At 44.4% G+C, this 16,847-nt stretch carries 20 protein-coding genes; all 20 read right to left on the bottom strand.

Annotation, left to right across the window (positions count from 1 at the left end; genetic code table 11):
• Positions 1-25: 25 nt before the first annotated feature.
• Complete coding sequence (secA, locus tag ACWJJ4_RS02895; RefSeq protein WP_071392358.1) at positions 26-2,551, bottom strand: preprotein translocase subunit SecA; 2,526 nt, start codon at positions 2,549-2,551, stop codon at positions 26-28.
• A 166-nt stretch (positions 2,552-2,717) separates the two neighbouring features.
• Positions 2,718-3,284, bottom strand: a complete 567-nt coding sequence (gene hpf, locus ACWJJ4_RS02890; protein ID WP_003151413.1) for a ribosome hibernation-promoting factor, HPF/YfiA family — start codon at positions 3,282-3,284, stop codon at positions 2,718-2,720.
• Between the two features lie 194 nt (positions 3,285-3,478).
• The gene (locus tag ACWJJ4_RS02885; protein ID WP_003151412.1) at positions 3,479-3,856 is read right to left on the bottom strand and encodes a hypothetical protein; all 378 of its coding nucleotides are present in this window, start codon (positions 3,854-3,856) and stop codon (positions 3,479-3,481) included.
• 9 nt (positions 3,857-3,865) lie between these two features.
• On the bottom strand, positions 3,866-4,210 hold the full coding sequence (fliT, locus tag ACWJJ4_RS02880) for a flagella biosynthesis regulatory protein FliT (protein ID WP_003151410.1): 345 nt from the start codon (positions 4,208-4,210) through the stop codon (positions 3,866-3,868).
• Positions 4,210-4,611 carry a flagellar export chaperone FliS gene (gene fliS, locus ACWJJ4_RS02875; RefSeq protein WP_003151407.1) on the bottom strand — a complete coding sequence of 134 codons (402 nt, stop codon included), beginning with the start codon at positions 4,609-4,611 and terminating at the stop codon, positions 4,210-4,212. Before fliS ends, fliT begins: the two co-directional genes overlap by 1 nt.
• Positions 4,612-4,630: 19 nt before the next feature.
• On the bottom strand, positions 4,631-6,151 hold the full coding sequence (locus ACWJJ4_RS02870; RefSeq protein ID WP_015387632.1) for a flagellar hook-associated protein 2: 1,521 nt from the start codon (positions 6,149-6,151) through the stop codon (positions 4,631-4,633).
• Positions 6,152-6,400: 249 nt separating this feature from the next.
• Positions 6,401-7,402, bottom strand: coding sequence for a flagellin N-terminal helical domain-containing protein (locus ACWJJ4_RS02865; protein WP_003151403.1), 1,002 nt, complete (start codon positions 7,400-7,402; stop codon positions 6,401-6,403).
• Positions 7,403-7,546: 144 nt separating this feature from the next.
• The gene (csrA, locus tag ACWJJ4_RS02860; protein WP_003151402.1) at positions 7,547-7,771 is read right to left on the bottom strand and encodes a carbon storage regulator CsrA; all 225 of its coding nucleotides are present in this window, start codon (positions 7,769-7,771) and stop codon (positions 7,547-7,549) included.
• Positions 7,765-8,196: a flagellar assembly protein FliW gene (fliW, locus tag ACWJJ4_RS02855; protein WP_454021408.1), complete on the bottom strand. Its 432-nt coding sequence runs from the start codon at positions 8,194-8,196 to the stop codon at positions 7,765-7,767. The genes csrA and fliW overlap by 7 nt, the downstream gene beginning before the upstream one ends.
• A 29-nt stretch (positions 8,197-8,225) precedes the next feature.
• Positions 8,226-8,795: a DUF6470 family protein gene (locus ACWJJ4_RS02850; RefSeq protein ID WP_007407476.1), complete on the bottom strand. Its 570-nt coding sequence runs from the start codon at positions 8,793-8,795 to the stop codon at positions 8,226-8,228.
• Positions 8,796-8,885: 90 nt separating this feature from the next.
• Complete coding sequence (gene flgL, locus ACWJJ4_RS02845) at positions 8,886-9,803, bottom strand: flagellar hook-associated protein FlgL (protein WP_003151396.1); 918 nt, start codon at positions 9,801-9,803, stop codon at positions 8,886-8,888.
• 11 nt (positions 9,804-9,814) lie between these two features.
• A complete protein-coding gene (gene flgK / locus ACWJJ4_RS02840; RefSeq protein ID WP_015387629.1) occupies positions 9,815-11,332 on the bottom strand; it encodes a flagellar hook-associated protein FlgK in 1,518 nt (505 codons plus the stop codon).
• Between the two features lie 15 nt (positions 11,333-11,347).
• Entirely contained in the window at positions 11,348-11,830 is a 483-nt protein-coding gene (locus ACWJJ4_RS02835) for a flagellar protein FlgN (protein WP_003151394.1), read from the bottom strand.
• Between the two features lie 14 nt (positions 11,831-11,844).
• Positions 11,845-12,111, bottom strand: coding sequence for a flagellar biosynthesis anti-sigma factor FlgM (gene flgM, locus ACWJJ4_RS02830; RefSeq protein WP_003151393.1), 267 nt, complete (start codon positions 12,109-12,111; stop codon positions 11,845-11,847).
• 69 nt (positions 12,112-12,180) lie between these two features.
• Entirely contained in the window at positions 12,181-12,600 is a 420-nt protein-coding gene (locus ACWJJ4_RS02825; protein WP_043867469.1) for a TIGR03826 family flagellar region protein, read from the bottom strand.
• Between the two features lie 73 nt (positions 12,601-12,673).
• The gene (locus tag ACWJJ4_RS02820) at positions 12,674-13,363 is read right to left on the bottom strand and encodes a phosphoribosyltransferase family protein (protein ID WP_217365449.1); all 690 of its coding nucleotides are present in this window, start codon (positions 13,361-13,363) and stop codon (positions 12,674-12,676) included.
• Positions 13,364-13,368: 5 nt separating this feature from the next.
• Positions 13,369-13,653, bottom strand: coding sequence for a late competence development ComFB family protein (locus ACWJJ4_RS02815; RefSeq protein ID WP_017418816.1), 285 nt, complete (start codon positions 13,651-13,653; stop codon positions 13,369-13,371).
• 57 nt (positions 13,654-13,710) lie between these two features.
• Positions 13,711-15,096, bottom strand: coding sequence for a DEAD/DEAH box helicase (locus ACWJJ4_RS02810; protein WP_109955204.1), 1,386 nt, complete (start codon positions 15,094-15,096; stop codon positions 13,711-13,713).
• Positions 15,097-15,203: 107 nt separating this feature from the next.
• Entirely contained in the window at positions 15,204-16,052 is an 849-nt protein-coding gene (locus ACWJJ4_RS02805; RefSeq protein WP_003151387.1) for a DegV family protein, read from the bottom strand.
• A 97-nt stretch (positions 16,053-16,149) separates the two neighbouring features.
• A complete protein-coding gene (gene degU, locus ACWJJ4_RS02800; protein ID WP_003219701.1) occupies positions 16,150-16,839 on the bottom strand; it encodes a two-component system response regulator DegU in 690 nt (229 codons plus the stop codon).
• Positions 16,840-16,847 lie beyond the last annotated feature (8 nt).

Here is a 16,847-nt window from a genome sequence, read left to right as displayed (position 1 = left end):
TCATGTTCGCTTCATACAGTCCAGACTATTCTGTCCGGCCGCAGCAATTTTTATATTTTTTTCCGCTTCCGCAATGGCAAGGCGCGTTGCGTCCGATATCCACAACTTTGCGGACCGGCGCTTTTTTCGCTTGTTTGGCCTCATCGCCGTCCTGCGGCTGATGAGCCGTCGTTTGGCCCTGAACAACTTCTTCGCGTTCCAGATTGCTTTCAATCTCGGCCTTCATGACGAATTTCGCAACTTCGTCCTCAATGGACTCAATCATGTGCTCAAACATTGCGAAGCCTTCCATTTGATATTCACGCAGCGGATTTGTCTGCGCATAAGCGCGAAGGTGAATTCCTTGACGCAGCTGATCCATCGCATCAATATGATCCATCCATTTTGAATCAACGGCACGCAATACGATGACTTTTTCAAATTCACGCATCTGCTCTGTACCGAAATTCTCTTCTTTTTCATTATATTTCGTCATGATGCGGTCCATGATCATCTCATGCATTTCGTCCGGTTCTTTTCCGAAGATATCGCTCTTTTCAAGCGCGCCTTCATCAAGATACGTTGTATTCACCAGCTCCACGAGGCCGTCAAGATTCCATTCTTCCGGAAGCTCCTCTTTCGGCGTATAAGCGGCAATCGCACGCTCCAGAGAAGACTTGATCATGCCTTCCACAATGTCGCGCAGGTTTTCAGAGTCAATGACTTCAAAACGCTGCTTGTAAATGACTTCGCGCTGCTGACGGAGCACGTCGTCATATTGAAGAAGCTGTTTACGTGAATCGAAGTTGTTTCCTTCGACACGTTTTTGAGATGATTCCACGGCGCGTGACACCATTTTGCTCTGAATCGGCGTGGAGTCATCCATACCGAACCGGTCAAGCATCGCCATCGTCCGTTCAGCTCCGAAACGGCGCATCAATTCATCTTCCATTGAAAGATAAAATTGTGTGATGCCCGGGTCTCCTTGACGTCCTGAACGTCCGCGGAGCTGATTGTCAATCCGGCGGGATTCGTGGCGTTCCGTACCGACGACTGCAAGACCGCCAAGCTCTTTTACGCCTTCGCCGAGTTTAATGTCGGTTCCGCGTCCCGCCATGTTGGTCGCAATCGTGACAGCGCCTTTTTGTCCCGCTTCTTCAATAATCTGAGCTTCACGCTCATGGTTTTTGGCATTCAGCACCTGATGCGGAATCCCTTTGTTTTTCAGAAGTTTAGAAATCAATTCAGACGTTTCAACGGCAACCGTACCGACAAGAACCGGCTGTCCGGTCATGTAGCGCTGGGCGACATCCTCCGCCACCGCCTTGAATTTCCCTTCCATTGAGCGGTAGATCAAGTCCGGACGGTCGTCACGGATGACCGGCTGGTTGGTCGGGATGGATACAACCTGCATGTTATAAATATTGCGGAATTCTTCCTCTTCCGTTTTTGCGGTACCGGTCATACCGGCCAGCTTCTCGTACATACGGAAATAGTTTTGGAACGTAATCGTCGCCAATGTCATGCTTTCATTTTGAATCTCCAGGCCCTCTTTCGCCTCAATCGCCTGGTGAAGACCTTCGCTGTAGCGGCGTCCTTTCATCAGACGGCCGGTGAAGGAATCAACGATGACGACCTGGCCGTCCTCAACAACATAATCCACGTCTTTCTGCATCGCCGCATGGGCTTTTAAAGCCTGGTTGATATGGTGGTTCAAGGCCACGTTTTTGACATCAAACAGGTTGTCGATGCCGAACGTTTTTTCAGCCTTCGTCATTCCTTCTTCCGTCAGCTGAACGCCTTTCGTTTTGACGTCATACGTATAATCCTGATCTTTCTTGAGTGTGCGGACAAACGCATTTGCCTGCACGTACAGTTTTGTGGACTTCTGAGCTTGTCCGGAAATAATCAATGGCGTTCTCGCTTCATCGACTAAAATTGAATCAACTTCATCAATAACGGCAAAATGAAGCGGGCGCTGCACCATTTGTTCTTTATAGAGCACCATGTTGTCACGCAAATAATCAAAGCCGAGTTCATTGTTCGTTGAATACGTGATATCGGCTGCGTAAGCTTCGCGTTTTTCGTCTTTTGACATCGAATTCAGGTTCAGGCCGACTGTAAGCCCGAGAAACGCAAAGATTTCTCCCATTTGCTGGGCATCACGGCTCGCCAGATATTCGTTGACCGTTACGACGTGAACGCCTTTTCCCGTCAAGGCATTTAAATACACGGGAAGCGTAGACGTCAGCGTTTTCCCTTCCCCTGTTTTCATTTCGGAAATGTTCCCCTCATGAAGGGCGATGCCCCCCATGAGCTGCACTTTAAACGGGAACATGCCGGTTACGCGGCGGGAAGCTTCACGAACGACGGCAAACGCTTCGACAAGAAGGTCATCCGTCGTTTCTCCTTTTTCAAGCCGCTCTTTAAATTCTGCCGTTTTATTTTTAAGCGCCTCGTCAGAGAGATTTTCATAATCTCCTCTTACGGCATCAATGTCATTTGCTATTTTTTCGTATTTGTTCAGCGCACGTTTGGTCGGATCAAACATTTTATTTAAAATCCCAAGCATCTATAACGCTCCTCTATGTTCACATGCAGATTTTGCATGGAATAAATGATAATTTTCTGTCCATGTATACCTCTCATTATCATAACATACCTTTTGCTATTTCCAAAGAATTTGCAGATAAAGATAGAGAAAAACCTTCCGCGCGTTCACGGAAGGCTGGATGGGTTTATTCAGTCGGTTCAATTAATCCGTATTTGCCGTCATTTCTGCGGTAAACGACATTTGTGAGATTCGTCTCCGCGTTGGTGAATACGAAGAAATTATGTCCGAGCATATTCATTTGGAGAATCGCTTCTTCATTATCCATCGGTTTTAAATTAAAACGCTTTTGACGGACAATTTCCGGGCTGTCATCTTCAATTTCGTCCTGAACCGCTACGCCCGTATCAGCAGCGCTGCCGTTCTCGAAATAATGTTTCGGAAGACCCTGCTCGCGGAATTTTCGGTTGACTTTTGTTTTATGCTTTCGGATTTGACGTTCCAGCTTGTTTGTTGCGAGATCAATTGCATTGTACATATCCTCGTTATGCACTTCAGAACGAAGCGCCAGATCAGTCATCGGAATAGTGACTTCAACTTTGGATTCCTTATCGTTATAGAATTTTAAGTTGACGTTCACATCGGCATTGACGCTCTGCTCGAAATATCGTTCCAGCTTGCCGATTTTTCTCTCCACATGATCCTTTAACGCAGGTGTAACCTCAATGTTTTCTCCTCTGATATTGTAGTTCATCAAAGAACGCCTCCCTTTATCTAAGGATATGTAACTATTTCTCTTTTACCCCTTCTGATCCCTGCTGAAACGTTAAAATAATGTGTAAATTCGGTGAACGACGACGAATGGTGTCGGTTTTATCCGGCAGCGTCCGGCAGGATTATAAGTATATGCAAAGGACGCAGGCAAAAGACCTGCCGCTTGCAGCAGGTCTAGTGAAGAACATACGGTTTGATGCAGTCGTGCGTCTGCTCCATCCATAGCTTATAATGCGGCAGAAAGATGGTTTTTAAAAACTCCTGAAAAGGGGCGGACGGGAAATCATAATCATTTAACATGCTGAAATCCTGAAAGATCTCGTCAAATGAGCGGATCGCCGTCTCCACGCATCGGCACTCAATGATAGACAACAGAAGCGCATGAGAAGAATCGAGATGAAAAAAAGCCTGAATCAAATCGTTGTAAATCCGCTCGCCCTCCGTCTTAAAAAAATCGTCCTGCGTGTCCAACAGGTAGCAAAGCCCCTCATCAATCGTAAAAAGAAGCTGGTAATAGGCTGACACCAAATGGTAATCGTTCAAACTTCTCAAAACACTCACCTATTTGCGTTTGTCGTAATAACGGCCGTCACTTGTCGTTTGCTGATACGGATTGAAATACGTATTATGGTAGATTCGTTTTTTCTTAAGCGTTTTTATTTCATTTCGGATGCCATCCTGAATCCGTTTCACTTCGCCGGTAATCAGACGGTCCATCGCGGCCACCTGCTGAAGCAGCGTTTTTTCTTCTTCGGAAAAAGGCGGCTTTATGCCCGCAAGCATCTCCTCCCTTTTCTCCGTAAATGCCGTAACGCTGCTGATGAGGCCGTCGCTTTCCGGGGCGTCCTTCAGTGCGGCGTACATGTTCTTCGTTTCGTTATACAAAGAAAAGACATTGCTGTTCATCAGGCAAGGCCGCCCGCGCCATGGCTGTTTTTCCGTTCACTCTGCATGGCCTGCTTCCACGTGTCGCGAAATTCAGTAACGAGCTTTTCCGCTTCATCTAAAAACTCTCCGTTATTCTGCACGTTCGCATCGATCAGCCGGCGGCGGATGTAATCATAAATGGATGACATCTGCTCGGAAATCTCAATCTCCCGGTTTAACGTGATGCTGAGCTCTTGAATGATGTTTTGCGCCTTTACGATATTTTCATTTTTGGCTTCAAGGTTGTTTTGCTTCATCGCCTGCCTTGCCAGCTTAATGAATCGCAGGCAGCCGTTATAAAGCATAAGGGTCAGCTCTTCCGGAGCGGCTGTAAAGACGGATGTCTGCTGATAAGCAGCAAAAGGATTATTTATTGCCATTTTTATAAAACCTCCAAGGTTATGATGTTGAAGATCCTAACATTGACGTGAGATATGAAGATTGGCTGTTCAATTTCTCCAATGCCGTATCCAGTGCGCTGAACTTTTTATAATATCTCGTCTCGATGTCATCCAGCTTCGTTTTCATATTGGAAATATTTGTTTCTATTTCATCCAGGCTTTTTCCGATGGCAAAGCTGGTTGATACCGAGCTTTCCGTACCCGCCTGTTTTGAAATTTGAATCTGCATTTTATTTAATGTGTCTTTTAATCTCCGGGCAATCCCCTGTTCCTCCGGGTTTTTGGTTTTCGCTGTATCAGGGCTGTCTGCATTAAACAGTTTAGCCACGAGAGCAGGATTCTCGGTAATTTTCTGTTTCAGTTTCGCTTCGTCTTTAATGACAAGCTTTCCTTGATCCGTATAACTATCAGACGTCTCAATTCCGAAATCGGCAAGCTGATATTTTTTCCCGTCAATCGTAACGGTTGAGTACAGATCAAGCCGCATCTCCGCCAAACCGTTCTGCAGCGTGCTGTCACTCCGTAATAAACCGCTTTTAGCTTTTGCCTCCCACTGCTCAATCTGCTTATCGGTCATCGCTTCTCTTTGTTCATCGGTTAGCGGCTTATAATCACGGTATTTTGATTCTGTCACCTTCTCGTTTGCGCTTTTAATTAACGTATTGTATTTATCAACGAAATCTTTAATGTTGTTAAAAATGCCGTCCGTATCCGTCGTGCTGTTAATCGTAACCGTTTTATTGCTGTCCGTCACGCTGTTCAGCGTGTATTTGATGCCGTTGATCGTAAAGTTATTGGACGTTTTTGTCATTTCAAGCCCGTTGAACGTAAACTTCGCGTTTTTCCCTTCGGCATTGGCCGTCAGTTCATTTGTTGCATCATCAACGGCAAAACCGAGCTGATCTTTCAGAAAGCTTTTGGTCGCGTCATCACCTGCTGAAAGGGTAAACCCTTCCCCCGTTTTATTGGAAGTGAACGCAATCGTGTCCACATAATCCGAGCCGTTAGAGATTTTCTCTTTTAAAGCCGTCACTCCGAGACCCGAGCTGTTCAGTTTAGAAATGACATCGTCAATCGTATCGGTTGCGGCGATCGTGACGTTTACCTCAGTCGGCTTCGTTTCACCCGGATTTGTGACATTGAATTTCAATGTTTGGCTCTGACCCGAAGTGAAATTGATAGCGCCCGATGATTTATATGTCGTCGGCGTAGCCAGCTGCTGTACAGACATGCTCGTTGAAATATTCTGTTCAGCACTGACAGCCACCGCGCTGACACTGGAATCCGAACTTGTTACTGTTTTTTTATTCCAGTTTGTGGACATCAGCATATTATTAAATGTAGTAGAATACATGTCGGCAATCTGGGTATTCATTTCCCGATAAGCATCGCGCTTCCATTCAAGCGTCTGCTTTTGCTGGTTTAATTTATTAAGCGGCTGCTTTTCGGCATCCATCATTTTTTTCACCAGAGAATCTACATCAAGACCGGAATTAAGGCCTGTGATTCTTGTGACCATATGTACCCTCTCCTTTTCGGCGTTTAGTCGTAGACGGCTCTATGACAACAGTGAGTTTCCGACTGTTTATCATATCACAGCTCCATAAATGTATGATCTTATTCTTATATCGGTCATATTAAAAGGTTTTCAATAATTTAACTGCAAAATATAATGTTTCATTTTGTCAATAGGGTTCTTCGGCATGATGAAGGGGGAAATAGCTGAGGAAATAAAAAAAGACCCTGGAGAACCAGGATCTTTCCGTCATTAACCTTTAAGCAATTGAAGAACTTGCTGAGGCTGTTGGTTAGCTTGCGCAAGCATAGCTTGAGAAGCCTGAGTAAGGATGTTGTTTTTCGTGTACTCCATCATCTCAGAAGCCATGTCTACGTCACGGATACGTGATTCAGCAGAAGTCAGGTTCTCAGAAGAAGTACCAAGGTTGTTGATTGTGTGCTCTAAACGGTTTTGAACCGCACCAAGTTTAGCGCGCTCGCTAGATACTGTGTCGATAGCTGTTTTGATTGTTGTAAGAGCTGAAGACGCAGCTTTAGCTGAAGAAGAGATGTCGATACCTTTTGTTACTTTAGAATCTGCAGCTAATTTTTCAGATGCAACGACTTTACCGTCAGTATCATAATAGCCGGCTGCTTTTGTAACCTTACCATCTGGATCTGTTACTTCATCCGCCCAAGTAGCAGTGCTTTTTCCGTCAGTTGATGTCAATGTATTTTGATCATTGGATACTGTATAAGTCGTACCAACTTTCAGGCTTTCAGAGTCCATTTTATTGATAGACAGGCTCATTGTTTGGCCTTCGTTAGCTCCGATTTGGAACGTCAGGTTTTGCGCAGTTCCGTCAAGAAGTTTCTTCGTGTTGAACTCAGTGTCAGTAGAGATTCTTGTTACTTCAGACGCTAATTGGTCCATCTCTTTTTGAAGCTCAGAACGGTCAGAATCTGTGTTTGTATCGTTAGCTGCTTGTGTAGCAAGCTCGCTCATACGCTGAAGAATGCTGTGAGTTTCGTTCAATGCACCCTCAGATGTTTGGATAAGAGAGATTCCGTCTTGAGCGTTTTTAGACGCCATGTCTAAACCGCGGATTTGAGAACGCATTTTTTCAGAGATCGCAAGACCCGCAGCGTCATCACCAGCGCGGTTGATGCGAAGACCTGAAGATAATTTTTCCATGTTTTTTGCAGCAGAGTTTGAACCTGCATTCAGCTGACGGCTAGTGTTAAGAGCCGCGATATTGTGGTTGATTCTCATTTTGTATTTCCTCCCTGAATTGTTTTTCGCACGTCCTTGTGCATTTGCGCAGCGTCATTTCTGAAGAAAATATTTCCTCTCATTGGCTACAATATATATATCGGATGGCCGCTTCTATTGTTTATATTGAAAATAAAAAAATCCTCACTTTTTTTGTGAGGATAAGTTAAGTAATAAATCAGTATTAAAAGATACGGCTCTGTTGTTCTCTTCCAGGATTGACAAGTAGATTTCTTTCCGGTGAATATCTACGTGCTGAGGCGCTTCAATGCCCAGCTTCACTTGTTCTCCTTCGATGGCGATCACCTTTATTTCAATATCCGGCCCGATCTGAATGGACTCATTCACTTTTCTTGAGAGAACTAGCATGATCCTCCTCCTATCAGATGTTTTGTTTCATAGGAAGCATCATGTAAAATGATTTGTTTCGCCTTCATTTCCTTTTTATTGACGATAATCGGCGCTTTTAAATTGGCGGTCGTTTTTTCAAAAGGCTCTTCCAGCGTTAAAATCGCCATCACTTCGACGTCCTCTATATCTTCAATGTGCAAAAGCTCAAGCGTCGCTTGGTCAATGTCAAATTCGTACCCTTTAAAGAAAATAAACGGACTGGCGACAATAAAGGCGATGTGCTCCTGTTTCACAGACTGCAGCGCCAAAAACGGTGAATCTTCCGACAAAGGAAGAACAACAAATTGAGTCTCTTCATTAAATCCCGGCAGGCCGTTTTCAAATGAGATAATCTGCCCTTCATCTATTCTGATTTCTCCGTGATATTTTGTTTTAATTATCATGCTTCACAATCCTTTACCACTTTCATCTTTTATTCTGCGTTGCCATCATCAACCGAAATCGTCACCTTAGGGTCTTGCATCATATCAATCTGAACTTTCCCCGGCGTATAATTCCATACAGGTTTATTGACGGCTGCTTCAATTGAAGGTTTGCGGGCTTCAATATCAATCGTAAGCTTTGAAGGAATGCAGTCAATGTCGACGAGAAACTGCGCAGGCAGAAAGTCGCTGAATTCGCCGAATGGATCGGGCGGCCTGACATCTGCTGCCTGCCGGGCCATCACATTGCCCGTTTTCTTTTCGATAGCCGCCATTTCCTTCCCTTCCCTGACTGTTTTTGCGATAAACTCGCTGCAGGCTTCAGCACCTTTTTGAGCGGCTTCAGCGTTCAGCTTTTCAAATGATTTGAGATTCAAGTTCTCCCACGCCCTCGTCTGATCAATCGTCAGTTTGGCCGGCGTGCTTTCAATGTTCAGCTCTGCCGGCGGCTGCTCGATTTCCAGGTCAGCGGGCGGCTGTTCCATCTCGATTTCTTCCTTTTGAAAGGTTATACCGATTTTAGCAGGCACACTGTCAATAATCAATCTCGGCATCTGCACAGAGATCCCTCCTGTTTATAGTATTTTAGTAAAAAAAGCGATCTCCCTGTTGTGAGTCGCTTTTTTTATATATTGAAGACGATAGTTATATTATTTCAGGAAGTCGATCAGTGACGGCTGAATGATATTCGCATTCACTGACAGCGCTGCTCTATGAACCGTCTGTTGAGATAAATAATCAACAATTACATCTTCCATTTCTACATCCTCATTATCCGACAATACTTTTTCAGCGGTTGCCGCTTGTGATTCCAATCTTGTCTGAATGAGTTCCAACCGGTTTGTGCGTGCGCCGATATTGGATTTTTCAGCATTCATTTTGTCAGTAAAACCGTCGATATCTGACAGAATTTGATTTGAATCTGCTTCGGACAGCGTGCCTTTGCTTAAAGAAGCTTCTAAGGAGTTGAGAAATTCAAATACATTATCTCCATTTTGTGCGACGCCTCCGAAAGCTGAGTTTGGATCAGAATTCACTTTCAGCACTGCTCCGTTTGAGATGTTGATGTTAACATCCGAAGCACCGGTATAATTCTCATAGTTGTACGTATATGTGCCGTCGGCATTTTCAGTGATCGGCGGGACGTCTGAATTTGTTCCGTTAAACAGATAACGTCCGTTTACCTGAGTATTCGCGACAGAAACGAGCTGCTTTTTCAGCTGGCCGATTTCTGTACCGATTGCTTTCAATTCTGTTTCACCGTTCGAATCACTTTTCGCCTGAACCATCAAATCCCGGATTTTCCCCATAATATCCGTTTCCGAGTTTACGCTTGATTCCGAGTTTTCCAGCCATGTAAAACCTTGCGAAACATTCCGCTGATACTGGTTTACCTGCGCAAGCTGAGTACGGTACTGCATTCCCTTCATTGCGACGACCGGATCATCAGAAGCTTTCGTGATTTTTTTCCCCGTAGACACTTGCTGCTGAAGCCGATCGAGCTTGTCATAACTTGAGCCGATAAATCGAAGAGAATTTTTTGCGATCATCCCTTGAGTTACTCTCATTTACTTATCTCCTATCTTCCTCCGGTGCCCATACCGTTAATAATTTTATCGAATATTTCATCCTGCATCGTTATGATCCGCGCAGCCGCATTATAAGCGTGCTGAAACTGAATCATATTTGTCATTTCTTCATCTAAAGACACTGCACTGACTGATTGTCTCCGTTCATCGGCTGAAAGGGTGTTGCTTTCAGAGTTGTTCATAAGATTGGCCGCTTTTTGTGAATTAACGCCCAGCTTTCCGATAAGGGATTCATAAAAGTCATTAATTGTAGTGGTTTCACCGTTAATAGTCAGCTTGCTGTTCTGTACGGCTGCAAGATTTGTCGCGTTTGTGCCGTCACTTTTTTCTCCGTTTAACGACGCTGCGATATTATCAGTAGACGCAAGGATTTTGTCACTGACTTTTATTTTCGCTGCCGCACCTTTTGCCGGCACCGCTTCACCGCCGCTGAAATCAAAAAATGCTGCACCCTGTTCGCCTGTATAGGTCTTCCCTTTTTCATGAACTGCATTAAACGCGTCAGCAAAGGATAGCGCCATATTGTCAAGAGCCGTCAGCATTTCAGGATAAAGACCTTTTTCTTCTCCGTTTGACATATAGCCGTATGATTCAATAAGACCTAAAAGTGAGCCTTTTCCGGTAAATGCATCCGCATTGACCGTACTGCTGCCGACTGACACACTCGACACGAGTCCGCTGTCCTTGTCGTAGTTGATTTTCATTTCTGAAACTGTTTTTGTGTTACCGTCGAGCAGCGTACCGAGAGAATTGTTGTTCCCGTTCAGCAATTCGACGTTAACCGTGCCCTCAGCAGTCGCCAAGGCATGTCCGCCCGACTTATTATATGAAACTTTTATATTTGCCATAGAAGATAATTGATCAATCAATCTGTCTCTTTGGTCATACAAATCATTAGGGAGCATACCGCTCGGCTCAACTGCCGCTATTTGATTGTTAAGGTCATTCAGCTGATTGAGAATGGAATTGACCTGATCCGCTGTGTTATCCAGGTTCTTTTTAATATCACCCTGAATGTTAGTCAAAGAGGTAGATATATAGTTAAAACTTTCGGCAAGAGATTTCCCCTGCTCCTGCAAAACTGAGCGCGCTCCCGTATTTTCCGGATTCGTCGCCAGATCCTGAAGGGCATTCCAAAACGAACTGAGCGATCCGTTTAATCCGTTATTGTCAAGCTCTTTCATGACGCCTTCCATTTGCGACAATGAATTGGAACGGGCTGTATAGTATCCTAATTTTGTATTTTCAGTTCTGTACTGATAGTCTAAAAAACTGTCTCTGACGCGCTCAACTGAACCGGCTTTTACTCCTGTTCCGATTTGTCCGGCCGTCAGATCACTGTTTTTTGATACTGCGGGATAAGGGCTCGTCGATTGTAATGTGACGCGCTGCCTCGTATATCCTTCTGTATTTGCATTTGCAACGTTATTTGAAACTGTGCTCAATGCAGTCTGCTGCGCACTCAATGCACGCCTTGCTGTTTCGAGCCCCATAAAAGTCGATGGCATTGAAAATCCTCCGTTCTAAGCTTTTGAATCGAATAATGTCAAACGGCTGACAGGCTTGCGCGCCGCTTGCGGCTCTTTATAATTCATATTCTCTTTTTCACCCGGCATGATCATATCGAATGCCCCGGAGATGAATTGTAAAGCCTGAATCGTGAGCTGTTTGTTCATCTCATTCACTTCTTTCAGACGGTCAAGAAGCGCAGACAAAGAGTGAAATAACCCTTCAAGCTCCTGTTTTTCACTGCCTGAAGTTCTGGAGATGCATGCAGCAATTGTATTGTCCTCACCGCGGCTGAGAAACTGAGAAGTTAACCTGATTCGTTCTTCCTCAGTCTGCCCGATTGCCTGAATATACTTTTGCTCTTTAGTCAATATGTTGGAGAGCTCTTTTGTTTTACCTGCTTTCAGCGCTTCCGTTTTCTCCTCAGACAGCGTGAGCAGATGTTCATGCAGTGCGCAAAGTCGCTTCAGTTGATCAATAATTGGCTTTGCTGACATTGGCTTTCTCCTTTTTATTGCTTTTTATAAAAATTCACTATGTTTTCAGCGATGCTGTTTGAATCTATTTTATATGTTCCGCTCTCTATATCCGCTTTAAGCTGAGCGATTTTTTCCTGACGTGTTTTAGTGACCGCATCTGACGCATTTTGAAGCTCTTTTGCATGAGAAGAAATTTCCACTTTGTCCTTCGGCTTTGCAGCCTCTTTTTGTACGGCTTGCTTTTCGTAATTTTTTTGGTATGGATTAACGGATTGTGTTCCGTACTGATTGATTTTCATAGGATTCCTCTCGCTTTCTGTTCGCAGTCTAATTCTTTTATCGACTGCGTTATCAGTTAGTTTAGGGAATCAGGTGTTTTTGGTATTATAGGCATAGTATGTGTCTTTTGTACTGTTTTTTTCTTTGGATTCAGCGGCTGTTTTTTGGTTCATATGGTCTAATTGTGACTCAATATCTGTCTGACAGGACTTGCAAAATTTCCCCGTCCTGATCGGATTTCCGCACCTTTCGCAAGGATATGCCAAATTTGGAAGCTGGCTGATCTGAATCCTTTTTTGTTTGATAAACTTGAGGATCAGCTCTTCATCCACACCTGTTTCCTCAGTGATCTGCTGCATCGTCGACTGTCTGTTGATCTGCTTTCTCAAAAATTTATAGACGGTTTCAAATGCTTTTTCTTCTTCTTTAATACATGCCTGGCACACGGTCTGCAGGTTCGTTTTAAAAAATAAAGCATTGCATTTTGGACAATTCGCCAATTCACCCATCGTATTAACTCCTATTCCTTCTTTAATCTGCCTTATATTTCTATCAATTATATCGGCAGAAAAAAAGAATAATTTAGCTCCTGATTAAAGTAAAAGAGGAGACCGATGACGCTTTACCCGCTGTCAGCAGGACTTCGGCGGCTTGATGCAGTGTGGCGCCCGTCGTATAAATATCGTCTATTAAGATGACGTTCATACCTTCGGCCGAGTTTTCGGCTGCTGAAAACTTTTTTTCTGCGGACAGCCTTTCTGTTTTGCTCTTTTTGGATTGTTTTTCATTGTTCAGTCGGATGAGGGGGAAAATGACGGGCATTCCGAGCAGAGAGGCCAGCAGCTCGGATTGATTGAATCCGCGTTCCGCCAGCCGTTCGCCGCTCAGCGGAATAGGGATGAGAGTATGTGTATTTGATGGATATGCCGCTTTAAAGCCGGCAGCAAAGTCACGTTCAAATGCTTGAATGATTTTCGCATCGCCCCTGAATTTAAACCGGGCCAATGAGTCCTTCATCGCATCATTATACAAATATACTGAACGGTTTTGCAGCAGCAAAAAGCGCTTTTCCGTTTTTGATTCCCGGGCCGCACAATCAGCGCATTTTTCATTTGACTCCTGAGGCCTCCCGCATATAGTGCATACGGGGCCTTCAATTTTTTCGAATCGGCTGCTGCATATGGTGCATACCTCTTGCTCGGGCGCCAGAGAAAACAGAGATCTCCAAGTCAATGAACCTGAAATTGGTGAGTCACACAATAAACAATTCAGAGATATTACGCTCCTTCCCGAGTTTCACAGAACTCGCTTGGATTAACCGAAACAATCGCCGCTGATTCAGCCAGAATGACAAGCAGCGCCGTATTTTTCTGTTTATCAACTATCTCTGCTTTTGCATAAGCAACTTTCTTTTTATCTGTAACATATGCCGGCTCAGCCCGGTTTAATGAAAGTGCCAGTACATCATTTTTGCATACCCGGCATGTGCATTTCATATGAAGCTGAGGCATATGGCGGTCGAGAAGTTCCTTTAATATGATTTCTTTAGAATTGACAAGCATGCTGACAGCTCCTCATAGGAAAGTATGAGTATACTGTATCACGTTTTCTGAAATTAACTAGTCCAACAATTTACTTTTTTGTGCCAATTTGTTCATATGTTCTATATGTTTTTTTGCTTTTTTCATTCCGTTTGTCATTCCGAAATGAAACATGACGACATCACCGCTGAAATGTTTATAATGCCTTCCCGTTCTGCCCGCGATCTGTACGAGCGCGCTCTCAGTAAAGATAGGTGCTTCTGCGCCGAGGACACATGTCTGAACTTTGGGTACGGTAACTCCTCTTTCTAAAATCGTAGTCGTTACCAGCAGGTCAAGCCGGCCGTCTCTGAACCGTTTCACTTTATCCTTTCTGAATGTGTCTTCCGCATGCACGCCCTCTGCCCTTACGTTTAATTTCTGAAAATAATCCGTTGTCTTTTTCAATACGTGTACAGACGGAACGAATAAGAAAACCGGCAGCTGTGATTGAAGTTTTTGGCGGACCCAATCCGTTACAGAGCGCGGCAGTTTTCCTTTCTGAAGCTTCTTCTTCCAATTGCCGCACCACAAAAAACGCGGCTCCGGGAGAGGTTTCCGATGATATCTGGCCGGTATTCGAACGCTTTTCAGCAAACCGGCTTCAGCATTCTTTTTTAATGTGTCTGAAGGAGTTGCCGTTACATAAACAAGGGCGCTGTTTTTCTTCCTCGCTTTATCAACAGCGAACCTTAATGTCTCATCGGCTGAAAAAGGAAACGCATCTACTTCATCTATTATCATGACATCAAAAATGTCTCGGTAGCGCATCAGCTGATGAGCGGTTGAAATCATCAGCGGAGTCAAGCGGCCTTTGTCCTCGCTGCCGCCGTACAAAGCAGAAACGTCGACTTTCTCAAATGCTTTTTTCAGCCTCGGCAGCAGTTCAAGTACGACATCTGTGCGCGGAGTCGCGACACAGACGCGCAAACCGTGATTCAGCGCAAACTCGATACCCGGAAACAGCATCTCGGTTTTCCCCGATCCGCAAACCGCCCATACTAACAGCTCTTGTCTCTCTTTTATCGCATCTGTAAGCGCTGCGGCGGCCTGCTTCTGTCCGTCTGTCAGTGTTCCTTCCCAAGAAAGCTTTACAGGCTTCCATCTGTTTTCAGGGGCTTGATTCCAAGAATATAATGATGTCAGTTCATCAGCCCTTCCCATCATGACACAGGCACGGCAATAGGTAATCTGCCTTTTGGCAGAGGGCGCCCAAAATGCCGCAAAGCAGGCTTGATCAGACTGACCGCATCGTTGGCAAACGTAACGGTTTTTCCGGCGGATGATTGACGGCTCGGCCGTTATATATTCTTTTTCTATAAAACGGTTGATGCGATGTTCTGAAAACGGTATCTCAGCTCTCAATAAATGCCGGCCGTAAAAGAAATCCCGCACCTCTGAAAATTCTGAAGCACCTTCGGACATCTCCCTGCCTCCTTTCTGCTCAAAGTATGCCTGCCGGGAATTTTTTTGTCGAATCACGAAAATTTAATAATAAAAAAATCTCCGCCCTTGAAAACGGAGATTTTCACTTAGTTTTTAAAGCACCAGCCGATTCCGATGGCGCCTTCGCCCAAATGGGTTCCGATCACGGCACCGAAATAGCTGTTATAGAATTCGACATGAGGATATTTACCGCTTAACTCCTGTATAATATCCGCCGCTTCTTCTTCCCTGTTTGCATGGATGACAGCGGCCCGCATCGGGATTCCTTTACTTGCATCCTCCCCAAACAGCTCAAAAATTCTCGAAATCGCTTTTTTGCGTGTCCGAATCTTCTCAAAAGGAACAATTACCTTATTGTCAAAATGAAGAATAGGCTTTACCTTTAACAGACCGCCGATAAAAGCCTGAGCACTGCTTAGACGCCCGCCCCGCTGGAGGTGTGATAAATCATCCACCATAAAATACGCACGGACTGTTTTTTTCATTTCTTCCAGCTCTTTTATAATCTCTTCCGGTGAGTCAACACCGTCTTTAATGAGCTGTGCTGCCTTTAATGCATAAAAACCTTGCGCCAAACAGCTGATCTCTGAATCAAAGGGATAAACTTTAATATGATCAACCATAGTGTTTGCCGAGGCGGCGCTGTTATAAGTTCCGCTGATTCCGCTGGACAAATGTATGCTTATGACTGCGTCATATGTTTTGCCCAGTTCTTCGTACAATGCGATTAATTCACCGAAAGAAGGCTGGGACGTAGTCGGCAGCTCATCATGATTTTTTACTTCTTTATAAAAACTTCTCCAGTCGAGTTCTGTTTCTTCGCGAAATGTTTTTTCACCGAAAACCACTTGAAGAGGGATCATATGAATATGATGTTCTTCTCTCATCTCTTTCGGAATATATGCTGTACTGTCTGTTACAACTGCAATCTTCATCACTTTACCTGCCTTATTAAGTACTTAATAAGTATTTTAATAGATATGAAGCAGTAAAAAAAGACTTGCCTATTATGGCAAGTCTTCTCATACATGACTAACGCATCTCTACCCAGCCGTTTTTAATGGCTACGACAACGGCTTGTGTCCGGTCATTAACGTTCATTTTCTGCAAAATATTACTCACGTGATTTTTCACTGTTTTCTCACTGATAAACAATGATTCACCGATTCCGCGGTTGCTTTTTCCGTCTGCAAGCATTTGCAGCACTTCACATTCCCGTCTCGTTAATATATGTAATGGTCTCCGGATTTCCGGGTAAACCTCATGCTGAGGATGAGCAGAAACTCCGCTTGTCGCAAGACGGCGGAATTCGTTGACAAGATTGTGGGTTACTTTCGGGTGAAGGTAAGAACCGCCCTCGGCTACCACTTTCACTGCTTCGATTAAAGTATCTGCGTCCATCTCTTTCAGGAGATAGCCTCTTGCACCTGTTTTTAAAGCATGAGTCACATAGTTTTCATCATCATGGATGGAGAGGATAATCACCTTAGATTCAGGGTACAGCTCAACAAGCTGTTTAGTAGCCTCTACTCCATTTACATTCGGCATATTGATGTCCATTATGACAACATCGGGATGATAATGCTCGACGATTCGAGCCGCCTCATCTCCATCGTCACCTTCTGCTACCACTTCAAAGGTAGGTTCAAAATCCAATATTCTTTTTACACCCTCACGGAATAGTTGATGGTCGTCGATAATAACAATATTTACTTTAGTCACACGCTACG

The organism is Bacillus sp. JK62 (assembly GCF_053663455.1).
Note: the sequence above shows the minus strand (reverse complement) of the source record. Positions and strands in the feature narration are given on the sequence as shown.

Bases quoted from the DNA above. Each gene is read 5' to 3' on its own strand.
- fliW (WP_454021408.1), bottom strand. From the start codon at position 8,196: ATGATAATTAAAACAAAATATCACGGAGAAATCAGAATAGATGAAGGG.
- ACWJJ4_RS02835 (WP_003151394.1), bottom strand. From the start codon at position 11,830: ATGTCAGCAAAGCCAATTATTGATCAACTGAAGCGACTTTGCGCACTG.
- ACWJJ4_RS02810 (WP_109955204.1), bottom strand. From the start codon at position 15,096: ATGTCCGAAGGTGCTTCAGAATTTTCAGAGGTGCGGGATTTCTTTTAC.
- csrA (WP_003151402.1), bottom strand. From the start codon at position 7,771: ATGCTAGTTCTCTCAAGAAAAGTGAATGAGTCCATTCAGATCGGGCCG.
- fliS (WP_003151407.1), bottom strand. From the start codon at position 4,611: ATGGCAATAAATAATCCTTTTGCTGCTTATCAGCAGACATCCGTCTTT.
- ACWJJ4_RS02825 (WP_043867469.1), bottom strand. From the start codon at position 12,600: ATGGGTGAATTGGCGAATTGTCCAAAATGCAATGCTTTATTTTTTAAA.
- hpf (WP_003151413.1), bottom strand. From the start codon at position 3,284: ATGAACTACAATATCAGAGGAGAAAACATTGAGGTTACACCTGCGTTA.
- secA (WP_071392358.1), bottom strand. From the start codon at position 2,551: ATGCTTGGGATTTTAAATAAAATGTTTGATCCGACCAAACGTGCGCTG.
- flgM (WP_003151393.1), bottom strand. From the start codon at position 12,111: ATGAAAATCAATCAGTACGGAACACAATCCGTTAATCCATACCAAAAA.
- ACWJJ4_RS02815 (WP_017418816.1), bottom strand. From the start codon at position 13,653: ATGCTTGTCAATTCTAAAGAAATCATATTAAAGGAACTTCTCGACCGC.
- flgL (WP_003151396.1), bottom strand. From the start codon at position 9,803: ATGAGAGTAACTCAAGGGATGATCGCAAAAAATTCTCTTCGATTTATC.
- ACWJJ4_RS02805 (WP_003151387.1), bottom strand. From the start codon at position 16,052: ATGAAGATTGCAGTTGTAACAGACAGTACAGCATATATTCCGAAAGAG.
- flgK (WP_015387629.1), bottom strand. From the start codon at position 11,332: ATGCCATCGACTTTTATGGGGCTCGAAACAGCAAGGCGTGCATTGAGT.
- fliT (WP_003151410.1), bottom strand. From the start codon at position 4,210: ATGAACAGCAATGTCTTTTCTTTGTATAACGAAACGAAGAACATGTAC.
- ACWJJ4_RS02870 (WP_015387632.1), bottom strand. From the start codon at position 6,151: ATGGTCACAAGAATCACAGGCCTTAATTCCGGTCTTGATGTAGATTCT.
- ACWJJ4_RS02865 (WP_003151403.1), bottom strand. From the start codon at position 7,402: ATGAGAATCAACCACAATATCGCGGCTCTTAACACTAGCCGTCAGCTG.